Raw genomic sequence first — 14755 nt, 5'->3', positions numbered from 1 at the left:
ATGCGTGCATGGAGCGCACAGCGATGCACTGCCGCCCCTATCCACGCCTGCCCGCCGCATGCCCCTGCGCCAACTGCCACAGGTGGCGCACGATCGGCATCGTCTGCACGGTGGCCGGTAGCGCGGCCAGTGCCAGCCGCGCCATCGGCACGCGGCCTTCGATGTCCAGGTAGCGCACGCCGGGCAACTGCACCTGGGTGGTGGAGGCCGGTACCACCGACACGCCCAGTTCGGCGGCGACCAGGTTGACGATGGAGGACATCTGCGGCGCCTCCTGGTCGATGCGCAGGTCGAAGCCGGCCTGGCGGCAGGCGTCGAGGATTTCGTCGTACAGGCTGGTGCCGAAGCTGCGCGGGAACAGGATGAAGGGTTCGCCAGCCAACGCCGACAGCGGCGCGCGCTTGCACTTGGCCAGCCGGTGCCCGGCCGGCACCGCGATCTTCATCGGCTCGTTGGGGAACTTCAGCAACTGCAGTTCCGGCGGCGTGACCACGCTGTAGCGGATGAAGGCCGCATCCAGACGGCCCTGCAGCAGCGCGGCGAGCAGGCCGGCGGTATTGGTTTCCTCCAACGACAACGCCACCGCCGGCCAGCCGCGGCGAAAGCCGCGCACCAGCGTGGGCACGACCGGATTGAATGCGGCCGACGCGGTGAAGCCGAGCCGCAGCACGCCGCTTTCGCCACGCGCGGCGCGTCGGGCCGCCTCGCTGGCGCGTTCCAGGTCGGCCAGCACGCGCCGTGCCTCGGTGCGGAAGGCGTGCCCCGCTTCGGTGAGCTCGGCGCCGCGCGGCGTGCGCACGAACAGCGGCGTGCCCAGTTCCTCCTCGAGCGCGCGGATCTGCTGGCTCAGTGGCGGTTGCTGGATGCCCAGTTGCGCCGCGGCGCGGGTGAAATGGCCGACCTCGGCCACGGCCAGGAAATAGCGCAGATGGCGCAGTTCCACGTCATATCCATCACGTATGGAGAGTGGGTGCATCATATATTGGACGCGGGGTCGGCGCAGGCGAATACTGCACCTCCATCCACTCCTACGATGTCCGTCGTGAACGCTTCCAGCCAATGCCCGCCCGTGCAGGCGGTGGACGATGCGCCGCTGCTGCGCATCCGCCTGGCCCTGTTCCTTGCCGGCTTCGCCACCTTTTCGCTGCTGTACAGCGTGCAGCCGTTGCTGCCCGAGTTCGCGCACGAGTTCGGGCTCAGCGCCGCGACCAGTTCGCTGCCGCTGTCGCTGGCCACCGGCGGCCTGGCGATCGCGATCTTCTGCGCCGGCGCGGTGTCGGAAACGCTGGGCCGGCGCGGCCTGATGTTCGTGTCGATCGCGTTGGCGGCGCTGCTCAACCTGTTGGCGTCGTGCCTGCCGCACTGGGGTTCCCTGGTGGTGGTGCGCGCGCTGTCCGGCATCGCCCTGGGCGGCGTGCCGGCGGTGGCAATGGTTTACCTGGCCGAGGAACTGCCGGCGAACCGGCTCGGCGCGGCGACCGGGCTGTACGTGGCCGGCAATGCCTTCGGCGGCATGGTCGGCCGTATCGGCATGAGCATGCTCACCGACCATTTCGACTGGCGCATCGCGCTGGGCACGCTGAGCGTGGTGGATCTGCTGGTCGCGATCGGTTTCGTCCTGCTGCTGCCGCCGTCGCGGCACTTCGTACGCCGCCAGGGCGTGAACCTGCGCTTCCACCTGCGCGCCTGGGGCGGGCACCTGCGCGATCGCCATCTGCCGTGGCTGTTCGCGATTCCATTCCTGGCGATGGGCGTGTTCGTCAGCGTCTACAACTACGCCGGCTTCCGCCTGGGCGGGCCGGAGTTCGGGCTGAGCCAGAGCCAGCTCGGCCTGATCTTCAGCGCCTACGTGTTCGGCATCGTGTCCTCGTCGGTCGCCGGTGCGGCGTCGGACCGCTTCGGCCGCGGCCCGGTGGTGCTGGCCGGCATCACCACCGCGGCGCTGGGCGTGGCGCTGACCCTGGCGCATGCGCTGGTGCCGATCATCGCCGGCATCGTGCTGCTGACCATCGGCTTTTTCGTCGCGCATTCGGCGGCCAGCGCCTGGGTCGGACGCCTGGGCGGCCAGCACAAGAGCCATGCCGCCTCGCTGTACCTGCTGGCCTACTACGCCGGCGCCAGCGTGATCGGCTCGCTCAGCGGTGCGGCCTGGCAGCACGGCGGCTGGAATGCGCTGGTCGCCTGTTGTCTGGTCCTGCTGGGCATCGGCCTGGTCGCCGCGCAGGTGCTGCACCGCGGCGCCGACGACAGCCGCCCTTACGGCCGCTTCGGGCCGCATCCGCCGCGCGGCGAGTGAGCCGCGCCGCCATCAGCCAACGAGGATCCGCAATGCAGATCGACCACCTCGACCATCTGGTTCTCACCGTCGCCGACATCGAGGCCAGCTGCGCGTTCTACACGCGCGTTCTCGGCATGCAAGTGCAGCGCTTCGGCGAAGGCCGCACCGCGCTGGCGTTCGGCCGGCAGAAGATCAACCTGCATGCCGCCGGCCGCGAATTCGAGCCGAAGGCGCGCGTGCCCACGCCCGGTTCCGGCGACCTGTGCTTCCTCACCACCACGCCACTGGCGCAGGTGGCCGAGGAACTGCAGGCCGCCGCCGTGCCGATCGAGGACGGGCCGGTGCAACGCACCGGCGCCACCGGCCCGATCCTGTCGCTGTATTTCCGCGACCCGGACGGCAACCTGATCGAGGTCGCCAACCCGTCGTGACCGCGGGCGCCGCCGTGGCAGCGCCCGCGTCGTGCGCTCACTCCGAGTAGCTCACCGACAGGGTCACGTTGGCGTAGCCGCCGCTGCCGCCGACCAGGCGGAAGAAGTAGCTGCCGGTGGCCGGCACCGCCATCTGCACATTCTGCGTGGTGCCGTTGCGCACCGAGCTGTAGTCGGCGTCGCTGCCGTCGGCGCTGGGCGCGCGCACCGCGCGCACGTACAGCCGCAATTGGCCGCTGCCGCCGAGGGTGCGGATCTGCAGGTTGCGCGCGTTGGTGGGCACGTCCAGGCGGTACAGTGTGCCCTGGCCGGCCGCGGCGGACAGCTTGCTCTGCGTGCCGCGTGCGATCGGAGTGGCGGTGGCTTCCTCGCCGCCGCCGCTGGCGCCGGCCGCGCGCGCCACCGCCTTGCCGGCATTGAGGATGCCGGCACCGATGCGCAGCGTCGGCTTGACCGGGAACACGTTGGAGGTCTGGGTCAGGATGTCGCGCATCTGCGCGCTCGTCGGCACCGGCCGGCCGGCGCTGATCGCAGCGCTGATCGCCAGCGCGACCACGCCGGCCACGTGCGGCGAGGCCATCGAGGTGCCGGCATAGCCGGCGTAGGTAGGCTGGTCCGGACCATGGGTGCCTTTGTTGAGGGTGGACCAGACCAGACCGGTACGTACCGATCCCGAGCCGCTGGACGCATCGTTGGCGTAGACGCCGCCGCCGGGCGCCGACAGGGTGATGGTGTTGCCGTAGTTGGAGTAGTACGCGCGGCCGCCGGTGATGCCGGTGGCCGCGATGTTGATGACGCCCGGGCAACTGGCCGGCGAATAGGCCGCGGCGTCGGCGTTGTCGTTGCCAGCGGCCACCACCACCACGCTGCCGCGCGCGATGGCGCTGGAGATGGCGTTGGCGGTCACCGAATCCTGCGCGCAGCTGCCGCCGCCGCCCAGGCTCATGTTGATCACTTCGGCCGGGTTGGTGTTGTCGGGCACGCCGTCGACATGGCCGCCGGACGCCCACACGATGGCATCGGCGATGTCGGCGGTGGTGCCGCCGCAGTGACCGAGCGCGCGGATCGGCAGGATCTTCGCGTCCGGCGCGATCCCGGCCATGCCGATGCCGTTGTTGGTGCGCATGGCGATGGTGCCGGCGACGTGGGTGCCGTGCCAGGAGCTGTCGCTCTGTTCGTTCGGCTGCGCGCAGCCGCCGTTGGCGACCAGGTATTTGTCGTCGGTGGTCCAGTCGCCGGTATCCCAGCCGCCGGCCGCGCGGCCGTTGCTGGCGCGGCCGGACATCAGCGCATCGCTGATGAAGTCGTAGCCGGCGTTGGCCAGCGACGTGTCCAGATCCGGATGCGCGGTGATGCCGGTGTCGATCACCGCCACCACCACGCCCTGGCCGGTGCCGTACTGCCAGGCCGGCAGCAGGTCGATGCCGCCGCGGTTGGCGTAGCCGGTGGTCTCCGGCGCCAGCGTTTCCAGGTGGCCGTCGGGCGTGCGCAGGTGCCATTGCACCTCGTAACCCGGGTCGTTGGGCGCGGCGACGGCACCGGCCGTGGCCTGCGCGGTGCTGCGCACCGGCTTGAGGATCAGGTTCGGCTCGACGTGCGCCACCGCCGGGTCGGCGCGCAGGCTGGTCATCAGCGTCTCCAGCTGCGAAGGGCTCAGCGCGCGGTTGGGCCGCACCAGGTCCGCGCCGGTGGCAAGCCGCCGCACCCGGCTCAGCGCTGGCGCGCTCTGCCGATAGGTGCTGGCCCAGGTGCCGGCGCTGCTGCGCGCGGCCTGGTTGAGCGTGCTGGCTGCAGCGTTGGCATCGCGGCGTGCGCTGCTGCCGTCGCGGTAGGTCACGATCAGGCCATCGTAGACCGTGGATTGCCCGGGCGTGGCCTGGGCCAGGGTGGAGAAGCGCGGGGCGGACTGCGCCTGCGCGGTGGCGGCGAGCGCCAGGCCCAGCGACAGGGCGAGCAGGTTGCGGGAGAACGGTGCGGTGGACGTCATGGCGGTGTCTCTGCAGAAGAGCGGGGAGGCGGAGTGGAAGGCGTGACGGGATGCGCTGCGCGCGTCACCAACTGAAGCCGGCACCGGCGGACACGCTCTTCTCGCTGCCGGAGAAGGCGCCGCCGAGCGAGACGCTGGCGCGGTTGCCGATCGCGCGCTGGTAGCCGACGGCCAGTGCGCTTTCGCCGCCCTGCGAACCGACGCCGACGCCGACGCGATTGGCTCCGGCCAGGCCGGAGGTGTTGACCGCCATGCCGGCATAGGCGGCGCTGACCGCGCCCATCCGGTCGATGCGCCGGTCCAGGTGCTGGAAGCGCTGGTCGGTGTCGTTGCGCAGCTTGGTCAGGTTGTCGTCCCACCCCGCCATGCGGCTGTCGGTGTAGGCGTTGGCGCTGCTGAGGGTGGCGCTGTCGCCGGCCTGCATCTGCGCGACGTTGACCGCATCGGTGGCGGCGCTGCCGGCCGCGACGTTGCTGATCTGCCGTTCGTTGCCGGCGCTGCCCACCGAGACGGTGTTGGCGCGGGTGGCGGAGGAACCGCGGCCGATCGCCACGGCGTTGGTCGCCGAGACCGAGGCGTCCTGGCCGATGGCGGTGCCGGAGGCGGCGGTGATCGTGGCGCTTTCGCCCACCGCCACCGCATTCGTGGCGCTGACACTGATGCTGGCGTTGGCGCCGACCGCGGTGCTGCCGTCGGCATTGACCTGCGCGTTGCCGCCCAGCGCGGTGTCGTTGGGGCCATAGGCCAGCGCATTGGAACCGATCGCCGTGCCGTTCTGGCCGTTGGCGGTGGCCTGCGCGCCCACTGCCACCGCGTTGGTGCCGGCGCCGACGCTGGGGCCGCCCTCGGCACCGCCGCCCACCGCCACGCCGCCGGCACCGCTGCCGACACGGGTGTCCAGCGACGACAGCGCACCGTCCAGCGCCGACAGCGCCGAGCCGACCGTGCCGTAGCTGCGGCCCTGGATCAGATAGCTGCCGCCGTTGAAGCTGCCATCGCCGCCGACCGCGCTGCCGGCGCCGAGCGCGCTGGCGATGCTGCGCAACTGCAGCACGTTGACCGCATCGGTGTCGGCGGTGCCGGCGGCGACGTAGGTGAGCTGGCGCAGCGCGCCGTCGTTGCCGAACGCCACCACGTTGTCGCGGTCGGCCATCGAACCGGCGCCGATGGCCACGCTGTTGATGCCGGTGGCGGCGCTGTTGTAGCCCAGCGCGACGCTGCCCGCGGTCAGCGCGGTGGCGCCGCTGCCGAGCGCGGTGGCGCCGATGGCGTTGGCGCTGGCGACGGAGCCGAACGCACTGGCGTCCTGCCCGTCGGCGAAGGAGGTCGCGCCCACCGCCAGCGCATGGCTGCTGGTGGCCACCGCCGAGGCGCCCAGCGCCATGCTGTAGTCGGCATCGGCATGGCTGTCGAAGCCCAGCGCGGTGCCGTAGTCCGACAGCGCCCAGGCACCAGCGCCGACGGTGACCGCGCCCAGCCCGTTGGACTGCGCCGGCACGCCGGCATTGCTGGCGCCGATCGCCACGCTCTGCTGGCCGGCCGCCGCGGCGTTGTCGCCGATCGCGATGCCGCCGTCGCCGCTGGCAGTGGCGGAATAGCCCATCGCCACGCCGAAGAAGCCGGAAGCGACGCTGTAGCCGCCCGTGGCGATGGCGCCGGTACCGCCGGCATTGGCCGCATAGCCGAACGCGCTGGACTGCACGCCGCTGGCGGTGGTGGAGGAACCGCTGGCGGTGGCGTACTCGCCGGTGGCCGCGGAGGTCGAGCCCACCGCCGTGGCGCCGCCGCTGGTGGCGCTGGCGTTCCAGCCCAGCGCGCTGGCGGAGTCGGCGGTCGCGGTGGCGGCGGTGCCCAGGGCCAGCGAGCCGAAGCCGGTGCTCTGCGCTCCGGCCGAGTCGCCATAGGTGCTGCCGAAGAAACTGCCGCCGATCGCGATGGCCGAGGTGCCGCTGGCGACCGCGCCGTCGCCCATGGCGATGGCGGCACTCTCGGAGGCGACGGTGTGGTGGCCGATGGCGACGGCGAAGGCGCCGGAGGCATCGGCGCGGGCGCCCATCGCCACCGCGCGCAGGCCAGCGGCGCTGGCGTAGTCGCTGCCGTCGTTCAAGCCTTCGGCCAGGAAATAACGGGCGGTGTTCTGGCTGCCCGGCTGCACGTCCTGAGTGGTGGCATCCTGGGGCGCGGCCTCGGCGGCCTCGGCGCTGTCGGTCTCGGTGCTGGCGGCCGCGGCGGCAGTACCGCTGTCCGTCGCCTGTGCGTGTGGCTGCGGCTGCGTGGTCGCAGCCGGCGCCGTGGCGGCGAAGGCGCTCGCGGGCAGGCTCAGCGCGAGCAGCAACGCGGCGGTCAACAGACCGTCAGACGCCCGCGGCAGGATGAACGAGGTTGGCGACAGCGGGCGCACACCGGTGCGCAAAGCGGTAAGCAGAAGAGGCATGGTCGGCTCCGGGCTGGGTCGGGAGCGTCGTCCCGACAACGAGTCAGGCCCGATTAAGGCCGCAAGGGGTCGCCCCCTTCAATGCACGCAGATTCACGCCTTCCTCACGGTAGACTCACCGCCATGGGAGTCTGGGTGAGATGGGGTGCGCACTCTCCGCCGGTCGCGCTGGCTGCGCGGCTGTGGCGGCGCCTCTCGCTGTGGCTGCGCCGGGTGCCGATCACCGACCCGCTGGACCGGCGCAACGCGCCCGCACTGCAGGTGCTGTTCGTGTTCCTGGGCAGCGAGATTCCGCTCAACAAGCTGTATCACCTGCTGACCGCGCCGCGTATCGAGATGAGTGCGGTGCAGTTGGCGGTGGATGTCGGCACCGATGCGGCGATCGCCGCCGCAGCCTGGGGCGGGGTCTGGATGATCCGTCGCGGCCTGCTCAAACAGGCCGCCGCTGCGTTCATTGCGGTGGTGCTGTGCTCGGCGGTCGCCGCCAACCTGGCCTTCGGCTACCAACTGCAGGCCTTCGATCCGTATCCGATGATGATGCTGACCCTGGCTGCGCTGGTGATCGGGCGCCGCGCGCTGTGGCTGGTATACCTGTGCATTCCGCTGATCTTCTGGCTGGGCATGGAAAGCCCCTGGGGCCAGGACCCGCACGGCAACCGCAGCCCGTTCCAGAACCTGCCGTCGCTGGCGCTGAGCTACCTGATGATCACCCTGGTGCTGGACCGCACCGTCGCCGCGCTGCGCGAGAGCCTGTGGCGTGCGCGCCGCAGCGCCGCGCGCCTGCGCGTGGAGATGCGCGAACGCACGCAGGCCCAGCAGCGGCTGCTGCATCTGCAGAAGATCGAGCTGGTCGAACAACTGGCCAGCGGCGTGTCGCACGACTTCAACAACATCCTCAGCGCGATCCTCGGCTACACCGAGCAGCGCCATTGCGTGCACGAGCTGGACTATCACCCGCCGCGCGATGCGCTGCTGCTGGCCGAGGCGCTGGAAGGCGTGGCCCTGGCCGCGCAGCGCGGCGTGGCAGTCAGCCGCAAGCTGCTCAGCTTCAGTCGCCGCGAGGCCAGCGTGCCCGAGCGCTTCGACGCCGGCGAAGCGCTGCGCAGTTTGCAGCCGATGCTGCGGCAACTGTTCGGCCCCACGGTGCAGGTGCGGCTGGACCTGGCCGCCGAGCCGGCACCGGTGTTCCTGGACCGCAGCCGTTTCGACCTGGCATTGCTCAACCTCGCCGCCAACGCGCGCGACGCGATGCCCAGCGGCGGCTGCTTTTCGCTGCAGCTGCACCGCGATGGCGAGGCCGTCGCCATCGCCATTGCCGATACCGGCGTGGGCATGAGCGAGGCCGTGCAACGGCAGATCTTCGAGCCGTTCTTCACCACCAAGCCGGCGGGGCAGGGCACCGGACTCGGCCTGGCGGTGGCGTTCGAGATGGCGCAACAGGCGCATGGCAGCCTGCAGGTGCGCAGCGCGCCCGGCGCCGGCAGCTGTTTCGTGCTGCGCCTGCCGCTGGCCGGGCTCAGCGTTCCTGCGGCATGAGCAGATAGCCTTCGCCGCGCACCGCGCGCAATGGCAACGCGCTACCGGTGCGCTCCTGCACCTTTTGCCGCAAGCGATGCAGCAACGCGTCGAGCCGGTGCGGGTCGATCTCCAGCCCGGCGTTGCCGCCGAGCATGCCGATCAATGCCTCGCGGCTGACCAGCCGCCCGCGCGCCTGCCACAGGCTCTGCAGCACCTTGCGTTCGGACGCGGTCAACGGCACCGCCTGCCCGTCCGGCGCGAACAGGCACCAGCCATCGTCCTGCAGCTGCCATTCCTCGCTGGCCGGCGCGCTCGGCCGCAGCATGCGTCGGGCCACGCTGAACAAGGTGGCGGCGAGGATCTCGATCTGCACCGGCTTGATCAGGTACGCATCCGCGCCTTGCACCAGCCCGCGCACCAGATCCGGCTGCTCGCCGCGGCCGCTGAGGATGACGATGCCCATGCCGGGGCGGCGTTCCTGCAGTTGCTGGGTCAGGGTGAAGCCGTCGCTGTCGGGCAGGCCGATGTCGAGCACAATCAGGTCGAAACGCTGCGCCTCCAGCGCCGCCCACAGCGCCTGTGCGGTGCGCAGCGGGGTGGCCTCGAAGCCGTGGCGCAGCAATCCGGGCAGCAGCACGCGGTCGCGCAGCACATCGTCGTCCTCCAGCAACGCCACCCGCAGCAGGGCGTTGGCAGTGGCGGCGAGCGGGGACGGGCTGGGATCGGAAGCGCGGCTCACGAGGCGGAATCGGCGAAGGGACGGCATTCCTCACACAGCAGCGTACGGCGTCGAGGACGCCGTGACGGCTGAGCATCCTGCCGCGTCCCGGACAGTAGCCAGTTTCCAACGGGCTTTCAATGCGCGGGCAACGCTTCAGCGGCCGTGGCGGCCCGGACTTGCGTTGCCGCGGTGCGCGCCCAAGATAGGAAGGCGTCGCGCCATCGGCGCGCACCTCCACCACGTCCGGGACCGCCACGATGTCGCAGTTGCTGCAGGATCACGCCGCGTCCGCGCAGGCCGCGTCTTCCGCGCTGGAAGCGTTCGTCGACCGCCATCGGCGCCTGTTCGTGCTGACCGGCGCCGGCTGCAGCACCGACTCGGGCATTCCCGACTACCGCGATGCCGCCGGCGACTGGAAGCGGGCGCAGCCGGTGACCTACCAGGCCTTCATGGGCGAACTGGCGACGCGGCAGCGCTACTGGGCGCGCAGCCTGCTCGGCTGGCCGCGCTTCGGCCATGCGCGACCCAATCCCACCCATGCCGCGCTGGCGCAACTGGAAGCGCGCGGCCAGGTGGAAGTGCTGCTGACCCAGAACGTGGACGGCCTGCACCAGGCCGCCGGCAGCCGCGCCACCATCGACCTGCATGGGCGCCTGGACGTGGTGCGTTGCATGGGCTGCGAGCGGCGCATGCCGCGCGAGGCGTTCCAGCAGCATCTGCTGCAGCACAACCCGCAGTGGGCGACGCTGCAGGCCGCACCGGCACCCGACGGCGATGCCGACCTGGAGGGCGAGGACTTCGCCAGCTTCGTGGTGCCGGCCTGCACGCGCTGCGGCGGCGTGCTGAAGCCGGACGTGGTGTTCTTCGGCGAGAACGTGCCGCGCGAGCGCGTGGCCAGCGCCTTCGCGCATCTGCAGCGCGCCGACGCGGTGCTGGTGGTGGGCTCGTCGCTGATGGTCTATTCCGGCTTCCGCTTCGTGCAGGCCGCGGCCAAGGCCGGGCTGCCGATCGCCGCGGTCAACCTGGGCCGCACCCGCGGCGACGACCTGCTGCGCCTGAAAGTGGAGCAGCCGTGCGCGCAGGCGCTGGCCTTCCTGCTGCCGCGCCCGGCCGCCTGACCGCTCCGGCCGATCCTGTCGCTGTACTTCCGCGATCCAGACGGGGCGATCCAGTCCAGTAGTGTCCTGCAGCGCGTCGGCTCTACCGGCGAGGCGCACCCATGCTCGCTACGCATCGGCGCGCGCTGCCGTCTTCGGCGTATGTCGGCGTGCCGGGAACAGCAGCGAGCCTACTGAACGCCCACGATCGGATTCTGATACCGGCCGACAGCTGGCACCAGGTGCCGGGCATGGCTAAAGCATCGAGATCCAGGCCTGTGGCCTATTCGGCGTGATGCCACTTGCATACGCCGTTCAACACAGGGAGGAGCCGGCCATTGCCCGTCGGCTTCACCACCACGCCGTCGATCACCTCGCCGTCGCGGTTGATCGTGACGTCGGCCTGCAGGATGTCGCTGGACGACGTGTCGACTCTTTCGTGCTCCGTCCATTGGTAAATCGTTCTCGTGCTTTGGTCGTACTGCGACTGCGGCGTTGTGATGTAACTGGTGGCTTCGCCATGGAAGAGCGCCATGACGATGTAACGCCCTGGCTTGATCCGGGTGAACATGAACTCGCCATTGGCGTTCGTCTTGCCCGCAAGGCCTGACGCAAACGCGCGCTTATCTACGTCAACCCGCACTTTTGCGCCTTTGTTGCGGTTGGCATCGATCAGGTCGATCGCTTCCTTCAGATAGGGCGTGTACGGGAAAAGCATGATTCCCTGATTCGGCGTCGTCTGGAATTGGGAACCACCTGCCGTCATTACCCGCCCGCACGTGAAGCCCTTGATCGTCGAGCTGCCTTCGGACTGCAGGCGCGTATCCGCGTCTGTGGGGGTGTATGTCGCCTTGGGCGTGACGACCTTGCGGCGGTCGGCGATTTCAGGCGCGGCACCGCGGTCGTCACCAGCGCTGACGACCGCTGTTTCTCGCTTGGCGGTCACCGATGCCTTGGCGGCCTCCTCTGCACTCATGCCGCCATTCAGCGCGGCCAGCAGTGGTTTGGCGAGTGCGGAATTGCGAGCGGCATTGCGTCGGCTGGCATTTGCAGGCTGTCCATCCAATTTTGCGTCAGCAAAGAACGAACAGACGCTGCCTTTCGCATCGGGCGCGGTCATGCCCTTGGGCAATTCGAAGGAGATGACCGCCGCATCAGTGTCGGGTGCGACCATCATGACAACAGGAAAGCCGCGCGCGGTCGCGGATGCTTCCTGTGCGTAGACCATGGTGATGAGGCCGTCTTCGAGAATGGAGGGGCCTTGGATGAGTTGAAACTTCTGTCTCTTTGCCATGGCCGCAAGATTGGATGTCACTGCAGTCTTGTCGGCGCCGTACAGTCCAACGAAGCTCTGGTGGATAACGCCGCCATTGGAGCCGGGAGATGAACTGTAGTTTTGCTCGCATTCGCTCGCTGCATGGGCGGCCTGCGCACAAAGCAGCATTCCCAACGCTATTCCGTAAGCACCACACTTCATCGCACCAACCATTGCCTTTTCCATGGCACTACATGCTCTTGTATGAAGGGAATTGTTGTTCTGGATCGGCCTAACGATAGCAAACGTCACCAAGGGTTTCCGGTGTTCGGATGAGGCTGGTCATGCGGTGCGGTGCCGGCGACGCATTTTACACGGCCTTTCCGTTGCCTGAAGCGTGTCGTCGACTTGATGCGATCTCGCTGTCATGGCCGAATGCAAGCGCCGTATCCAGCCGAAATTTCCGATGAGGGGTGGACCTCGGCTTGTCTGGCACGAAGGCGGAATGGGCTCTGCAGCGCAAGTGTGCGTTGCGGGCGATATTCAATGCCTTGCGCCCGATGGCGTGAACTGGAGCGCCGCTTATCTGCAGCAGGCTGCGCGATGCTGGTGGTGGGCTAGGCGCCGATGGTCCATCCGGCTTCCGCTTCGTGCAGGCTGCCCCAAGGCCTGCCTGCCGATCGTCGCGGTCAACCTGGGTCGTCCCCGCGGCGACGACCTGCCCAGCCTGAAGGTGGAACAGCCGTGCGCGCAGGCATTGGCCTTTCTGCTGCCGGCGGCGGCGCGCGTTCCCAATCCCGGCACGAACTGATCCACCGGCAGTGGTTGATCGCGCTGCGCGGCAGGAGTGCAATGGCCGCCTCCCGCGCCGCGCGCGGCGTTTCCATGGATCCGCATCGTGAGTCACTTGTTCTCGCCCCTCGCATTGGGGCCGCTGTCGTTGTCCAACCGCATCGTGATCGCGCCGATGTGCCAGTACTCCGCCGAGGACGGCCGTGCCAGCGACTGGCACGTGCAGCACCTGGGCCAGCTGGCGCAGTCCGGCGCCGGTCTGTTGATCCTGGAAGCGACGGCGGTGGAGCCGCGTGGGCGCATCAGCTACGCCGACCTGGGCCTGTGGGACGACGCCACCGAGGCCGCGCTGGCCACGGTGTTGCGTTCGGTGCGGCGCTGGTCGCCGATGCCGCTGGGCATCCAGCTCGCGCATGCCGGGCGCAAGGCGTCCACGCGCAAGCCCTGGGACGGCGGCGGCGCGATCGCCCCTGACCAGCCGAACGGCTGGCAGACCGTGGCGCCGTCGGCGCAGGCGTTCGCCGCCGACGGCCCACCGCCGCAGGCGCTGGACCTGGCCGGTATCGACGCCATCGTCGACGCGTTCGTGGCGTCGGCCCGGCGCGCCGAACGCCTGGGCTTCGAGCTGATCGAACTGCATGCGGCACACGGCTACCTGCTGCACCAGTTCCTGTCGCCGCTGAGCAACCAGCGCACCGATGCCTACGGCGGCAGTCTGGAGAACCGCATGCGCCTGCTGCTGCGCGTGCATGCGGCGGTGCGCGACGCCGTGGCGCCCGGCATCGCGGTGGGCGTGCGCATTTCCGCCACCGACTGGGTCGACGGCGGTTGGGACCTGGCGCAGAGCGAGGTGCTGGCGCAGGCGCTGCAGGCGCAGGGTTGCGACTATCTGCACGTGTCCAGCGGCGGGCTGGACCGGCGCCAGCGCATTCCGGTGGCGCCCGGCTACCAGGTGCCGCTGGCCGAGGCCCTGCACCGCGCGGTGCGCATGCCGGTGATCGCGGTGGGCCTGATCACCGAGCCGCAGCAGGCCGAGGCCATCCTCGCCGAGGACCGCGCCGACGCCATCGCGCTGGCTCGCGGCATCCTCTACGATCCGCGCTGGCCATGGCATGCGGCCGCCGCGCTGGGCGCGCGGCTGCGGCCGTCGCCGCAGTACCTGCGTTGCGAGCCGCATGCGGCGCGCGGCGTGTTCGACGCCTGACCGGCGCGCCGCGCGCGCTGGTGGCGGCCTCCATTTCGATTCCTCCAGGGAGCATGCAATGACGACGATTGGATTTCTCGGCCTGGGCACGATGGGCCAGCCGATCGCGCTCAACCTGTTGCGCGCCGGTCATGCGTTGACGGTCTGGAACCGCAGCGCCGCGGCGGCGCAGCCCCTGCTCGAGGCCGGCGCGAAACTGGCCGCGCAACCGGCCGATGCGGTGCGCGGGCCGGTGCTGTTCTCGATGCTGGCCGACGACACCGCCGTGCGCGAGACCCTGCTCGAGCGCGGTGCGCTGGACGCGCTCACCGCCGGCAGCGTGCACGTCAACATGGCCACCATCTCGGTGGCACTGGCGCGCGAACTGCACGCGCTGCATGCCGAGCGCGGCGTCGCCTATCTGGCAATGCCGGTGCTGGGCCGGGTCGAGGTGGCCGCGGCCGGCCAGCTCAACCTGCTCGCCGCCGGCGACGCCGCGGCGCTGGCGCGGGTGCAGCCCTTGCTCGATGTCATCGGGCGCAAGACCTGGTACTTCGGCACCGCGCCGGAACAGGCCAACGCGGTCAAGCTCGCCGCCAACCTGTGCCTGGCCAGCGCCATCGGCACCATGGCCGAGGCATCGGCACTGGTACGCGGGCACGGCGTGGAAGCGGCCGACTTCCTCGACATGCTCACCAGCACCGTGTTCGCCGCGCCGGCCTACCAGACCTACGGCGGCATGATCGCCGAGCAGCGCTACAGCCCGGCCGGCTTCAAGGCCACGCTGGGCTTGAAGGACGTGCGCCTGGCGCTGAACGCCGGCGAGACCCGGCACGTGCCGATGCCGCTGGCGGCGGTGCTGCGCGATGCCTTCATCGAGGCGATCGCGCACGGCGACGGCGACCTGGACTGGGCGGCGCTGGCCAAGGTCGCCGCGCGCCGCGCCGGGCAGGGCTGAGCGAGGCCAACGGATCTTCAGCGGACCTTGGCGGGGCATGCCGCACACTGCGTGCCCGCTTGAGCCTGGCGCACGCTTGCCGCTAAGGTGCGGCGATTTGC

Annotated in this window: 11 protein-coding genes and 1 pseudogene; 7 read left to right on the top strand and 5 right to left on the bottom strand. The window is 70.2% G+C overall.

The genetic code is table 11. From position 1 onward, the window contains the following. Positions 1-37: 37 nt before the first annotated feature. Complete coding sequence (locus tag GGR66_RS18680) at positions 38-943, bottom strand: LysR family transcriptional regulator (protein ID WP_184449746.1); 906 nt, start codon at positions 941-943, stop codon at positions 38-40. Between the two features lie 99 nt (positions 944-1042). Between GGR66_RS18680 and GGR66_RS18675 the strand changes: the two genes are divergently transcribed. Both GGR66_RS18675 and GGR66_RS18670 read left to right on the top strand, forming a co-directional pair. Continuing rightward, positions 1043-2296 carry an MFS transporter gene (locus tag GGR66_RS18675; protein WP_160968431.1) on the top strand — a complete coding sequence of 418 codons (1254 nt, stop codon included), beginning with the start codon at positions 1043-1045 and terminating at the stop codon, positions 2294-2296. A gap of 32 nt (positions 2297-2328) precedes the next feature. Next, positions 2329-2709 carry a VOC family protein gene (locus tag GGR66_RS18670; protein WP_184449744.1) on the top strand — a complete coding sequence of 127 codons (381 nt, stop codon included), beginning with the start codon at positions 2329-2331 and terminating at the stop codon, positions 2707-2709. A gap of 37 nt (positions 2710-2746) precedes the next feature. Here the strand turns inward: GGR66_RS18670 and GGR66_RS18665 are convergent, their stop codons facing one another. Further along, positions 2747-4696: a S8 family serine peptidase gene (locus GGR66_RS18665; protein ID WP_184449742.1), complete on the bottom strand. Its 1950-nt coding sequence runs from the start codon at positions 4694-4696 to the stop codon at positions 2747-2749. 64 nt (positions 4697-4760) lie between these two features. Beyond that, positions 4761-7130, bottom strand: coding sequence for a YadA-like family protein (locus tag GGR66_RS21355; protein ID WP_184449740.1), 2370 nt, complete (start codon positions 7128-7130; stop codon positions 4761-4763). A gap of 135 nt (positions 7131-7265) precedes the next feature. Between GGR66_RS21355 and GGR66_RS18655 the strand changes: the two genes are divergently transcribed. Continuing rightward, positions 7266-8666 carry an ATP-binding protein gene (locus tag GGR66_RS18655; RefSeq protein ID WP_184449738.1) on the top strand — a complete coding sequence of 467 codons (1401 nt, stop codon included), beginning with the start codon at positions 7266-7268 and terminating at the stop codon, positions 8664-8666. On the opposite strand, the gene GGR66_RS18650 is transcribed toward GGR66_RS18655, so the two are convergent. Next, positions 8647-9387 (bottom strand): response regulator transcription factor, encoded by a 741-nt coding sequence (locus GGR66_RS18650; RefSeq protein ID WP_184449736.1) that lies wholly within the window; start codon positions 9385-9387, stop codon positions 8647-8649. The genes GGR66_RS18655 and GGR66_RS18650 overlap by 20 nt on opposite strands. A 239-nt stretch (positions 9388-9626) precedes the next feature. Here GGR66_RS18650 and GGR66_RS18645 point away from each other — a divergent pair, with 239 nt between their 5' ends. Beyond that, a complete protein-coding gene (locus tag GGR66_RS18645) occupies positions 9627-10487 on the top strand; it encodes an NAD-dependent protein deacetylase (protein WP_184449734.1) in 861 nt (286 codons plus the stop codon). Positions 10488-10749: 262 nt separating this feature from the next. Here the strand turns inward: GGR66_RS18645 and GGR66_RS18640 are convergent, their stop codons facing one another. Further along, positions 10750-11967 (bottom strand): hypothetical protein, encoded by a 1218-nt coding sequence (locus GGR66_RS18640; RefSeq protein ID WP_184449732.1) that lies wholly within the window; start codon positions 11965-11967, stop codon positions 10750-10752. Between the two features lie 354 nt (positions 11968-12321). On the opposite strand from GGR66_RS18640, the pseudogene GGR66_RS18635 reads away from it, so the two are divergent. The 3 genes and pseudogenes from GGR66_RS18635 to GGR66_RS18625 form a co-directional block, all read left to right on the top strand. Then, positions 12322-12532: pseudogene (locus GGR66_RS18635) on the top strand (NAD-dependent deacetylase); the annotation flags it as partial. Between the two features lie 87 nt (positions 12533-12619). Further along, a complete protein-coding gene (locus GGR66_RS18630) occupies positions 12620-13717 on the top strand; it encodes an NADH:flavin oxidoreductase/NADH oxidase (protein ID WP_184449730.1) in 1098 nt (365 codons plus the stop codon). 58 nt (positions 13718-13775) lie between these two features. After that, positions 13776-14654, top strand: a complete 879-nt coding sequence (locus tag GGR66_RS18625) for an NAD(P)-dependent oxidoreductase (protein ID WP_184449728.1) — start codon at positions 13776-13778, stop codon at positions 14652-14654. Positions 14655-14755: the final 101 nt, after the last annotated feature.

This window comes from Xanthomonas sp. 3498, from assembly GCF_014199795.1.
Classification (GTDB): Bacteria; Pseudomonadota; Gammaproteobacteria; order Xanthomonadales; family Xanthomonadaceae; genus Xanthomonas_A; species Xanthomonas_A rydalmerensis.
The sequence above is the reverse complement of the archived record's forward strand: the minus strand, read 5'-3'. Positions and strand labels throughout refer to the sequence as shown.

What these genes read in the sequence shown, in the direction of transcription:
- GGR66_RS18670 (WP_184449744.1), top strand. Translation starts at nt 2,329, where the DNA reads ATGCAGATCGACCACCTCGACCATCTGGTTCTCACCGTCGCCGACATC.
- GGR66_RS18640 (WP_184449732.1), bottom strand. Translation starts at nt 11,967, where the DNA reads ATGGAAAAGGCAATGGTTGGTGCGATGAAGTGTGGTGCTTACGGAATA.
- GGR66_RS18665 (WP_184449742.1), bottom strand. Translation starts at nt 4,696, where the DNA reads ATGACGTCCACCGCACCGTTCTCCCGCAACCTGCTCGCCCTGTCGCTG.
- GGR66_RS21355 (WP_184449740.1), bottom strand. Translation starts at nt 7,130, where the DNA reads ATGCCTCTTCTGCTTACCGCTTTGCGCACCGGTGTGCGCCCGCTGTCG.
- GGR66_RS18625 (WP_184449728.1), top strand. Translation starts at nt 13,776, where the DNA reads ATGACGACGATTGGATTTCTCGGCCTGGGCACGATGGGCCAGCCGATC.
- GGR66_RS18645 (WP_184449734.1), top strand. Translation starts at nt 9,627, where the DNA reads ATGTCGCAGTTGCTGCAGGATCACGCCGCGTCCGCGCAGGCCGCGTCT.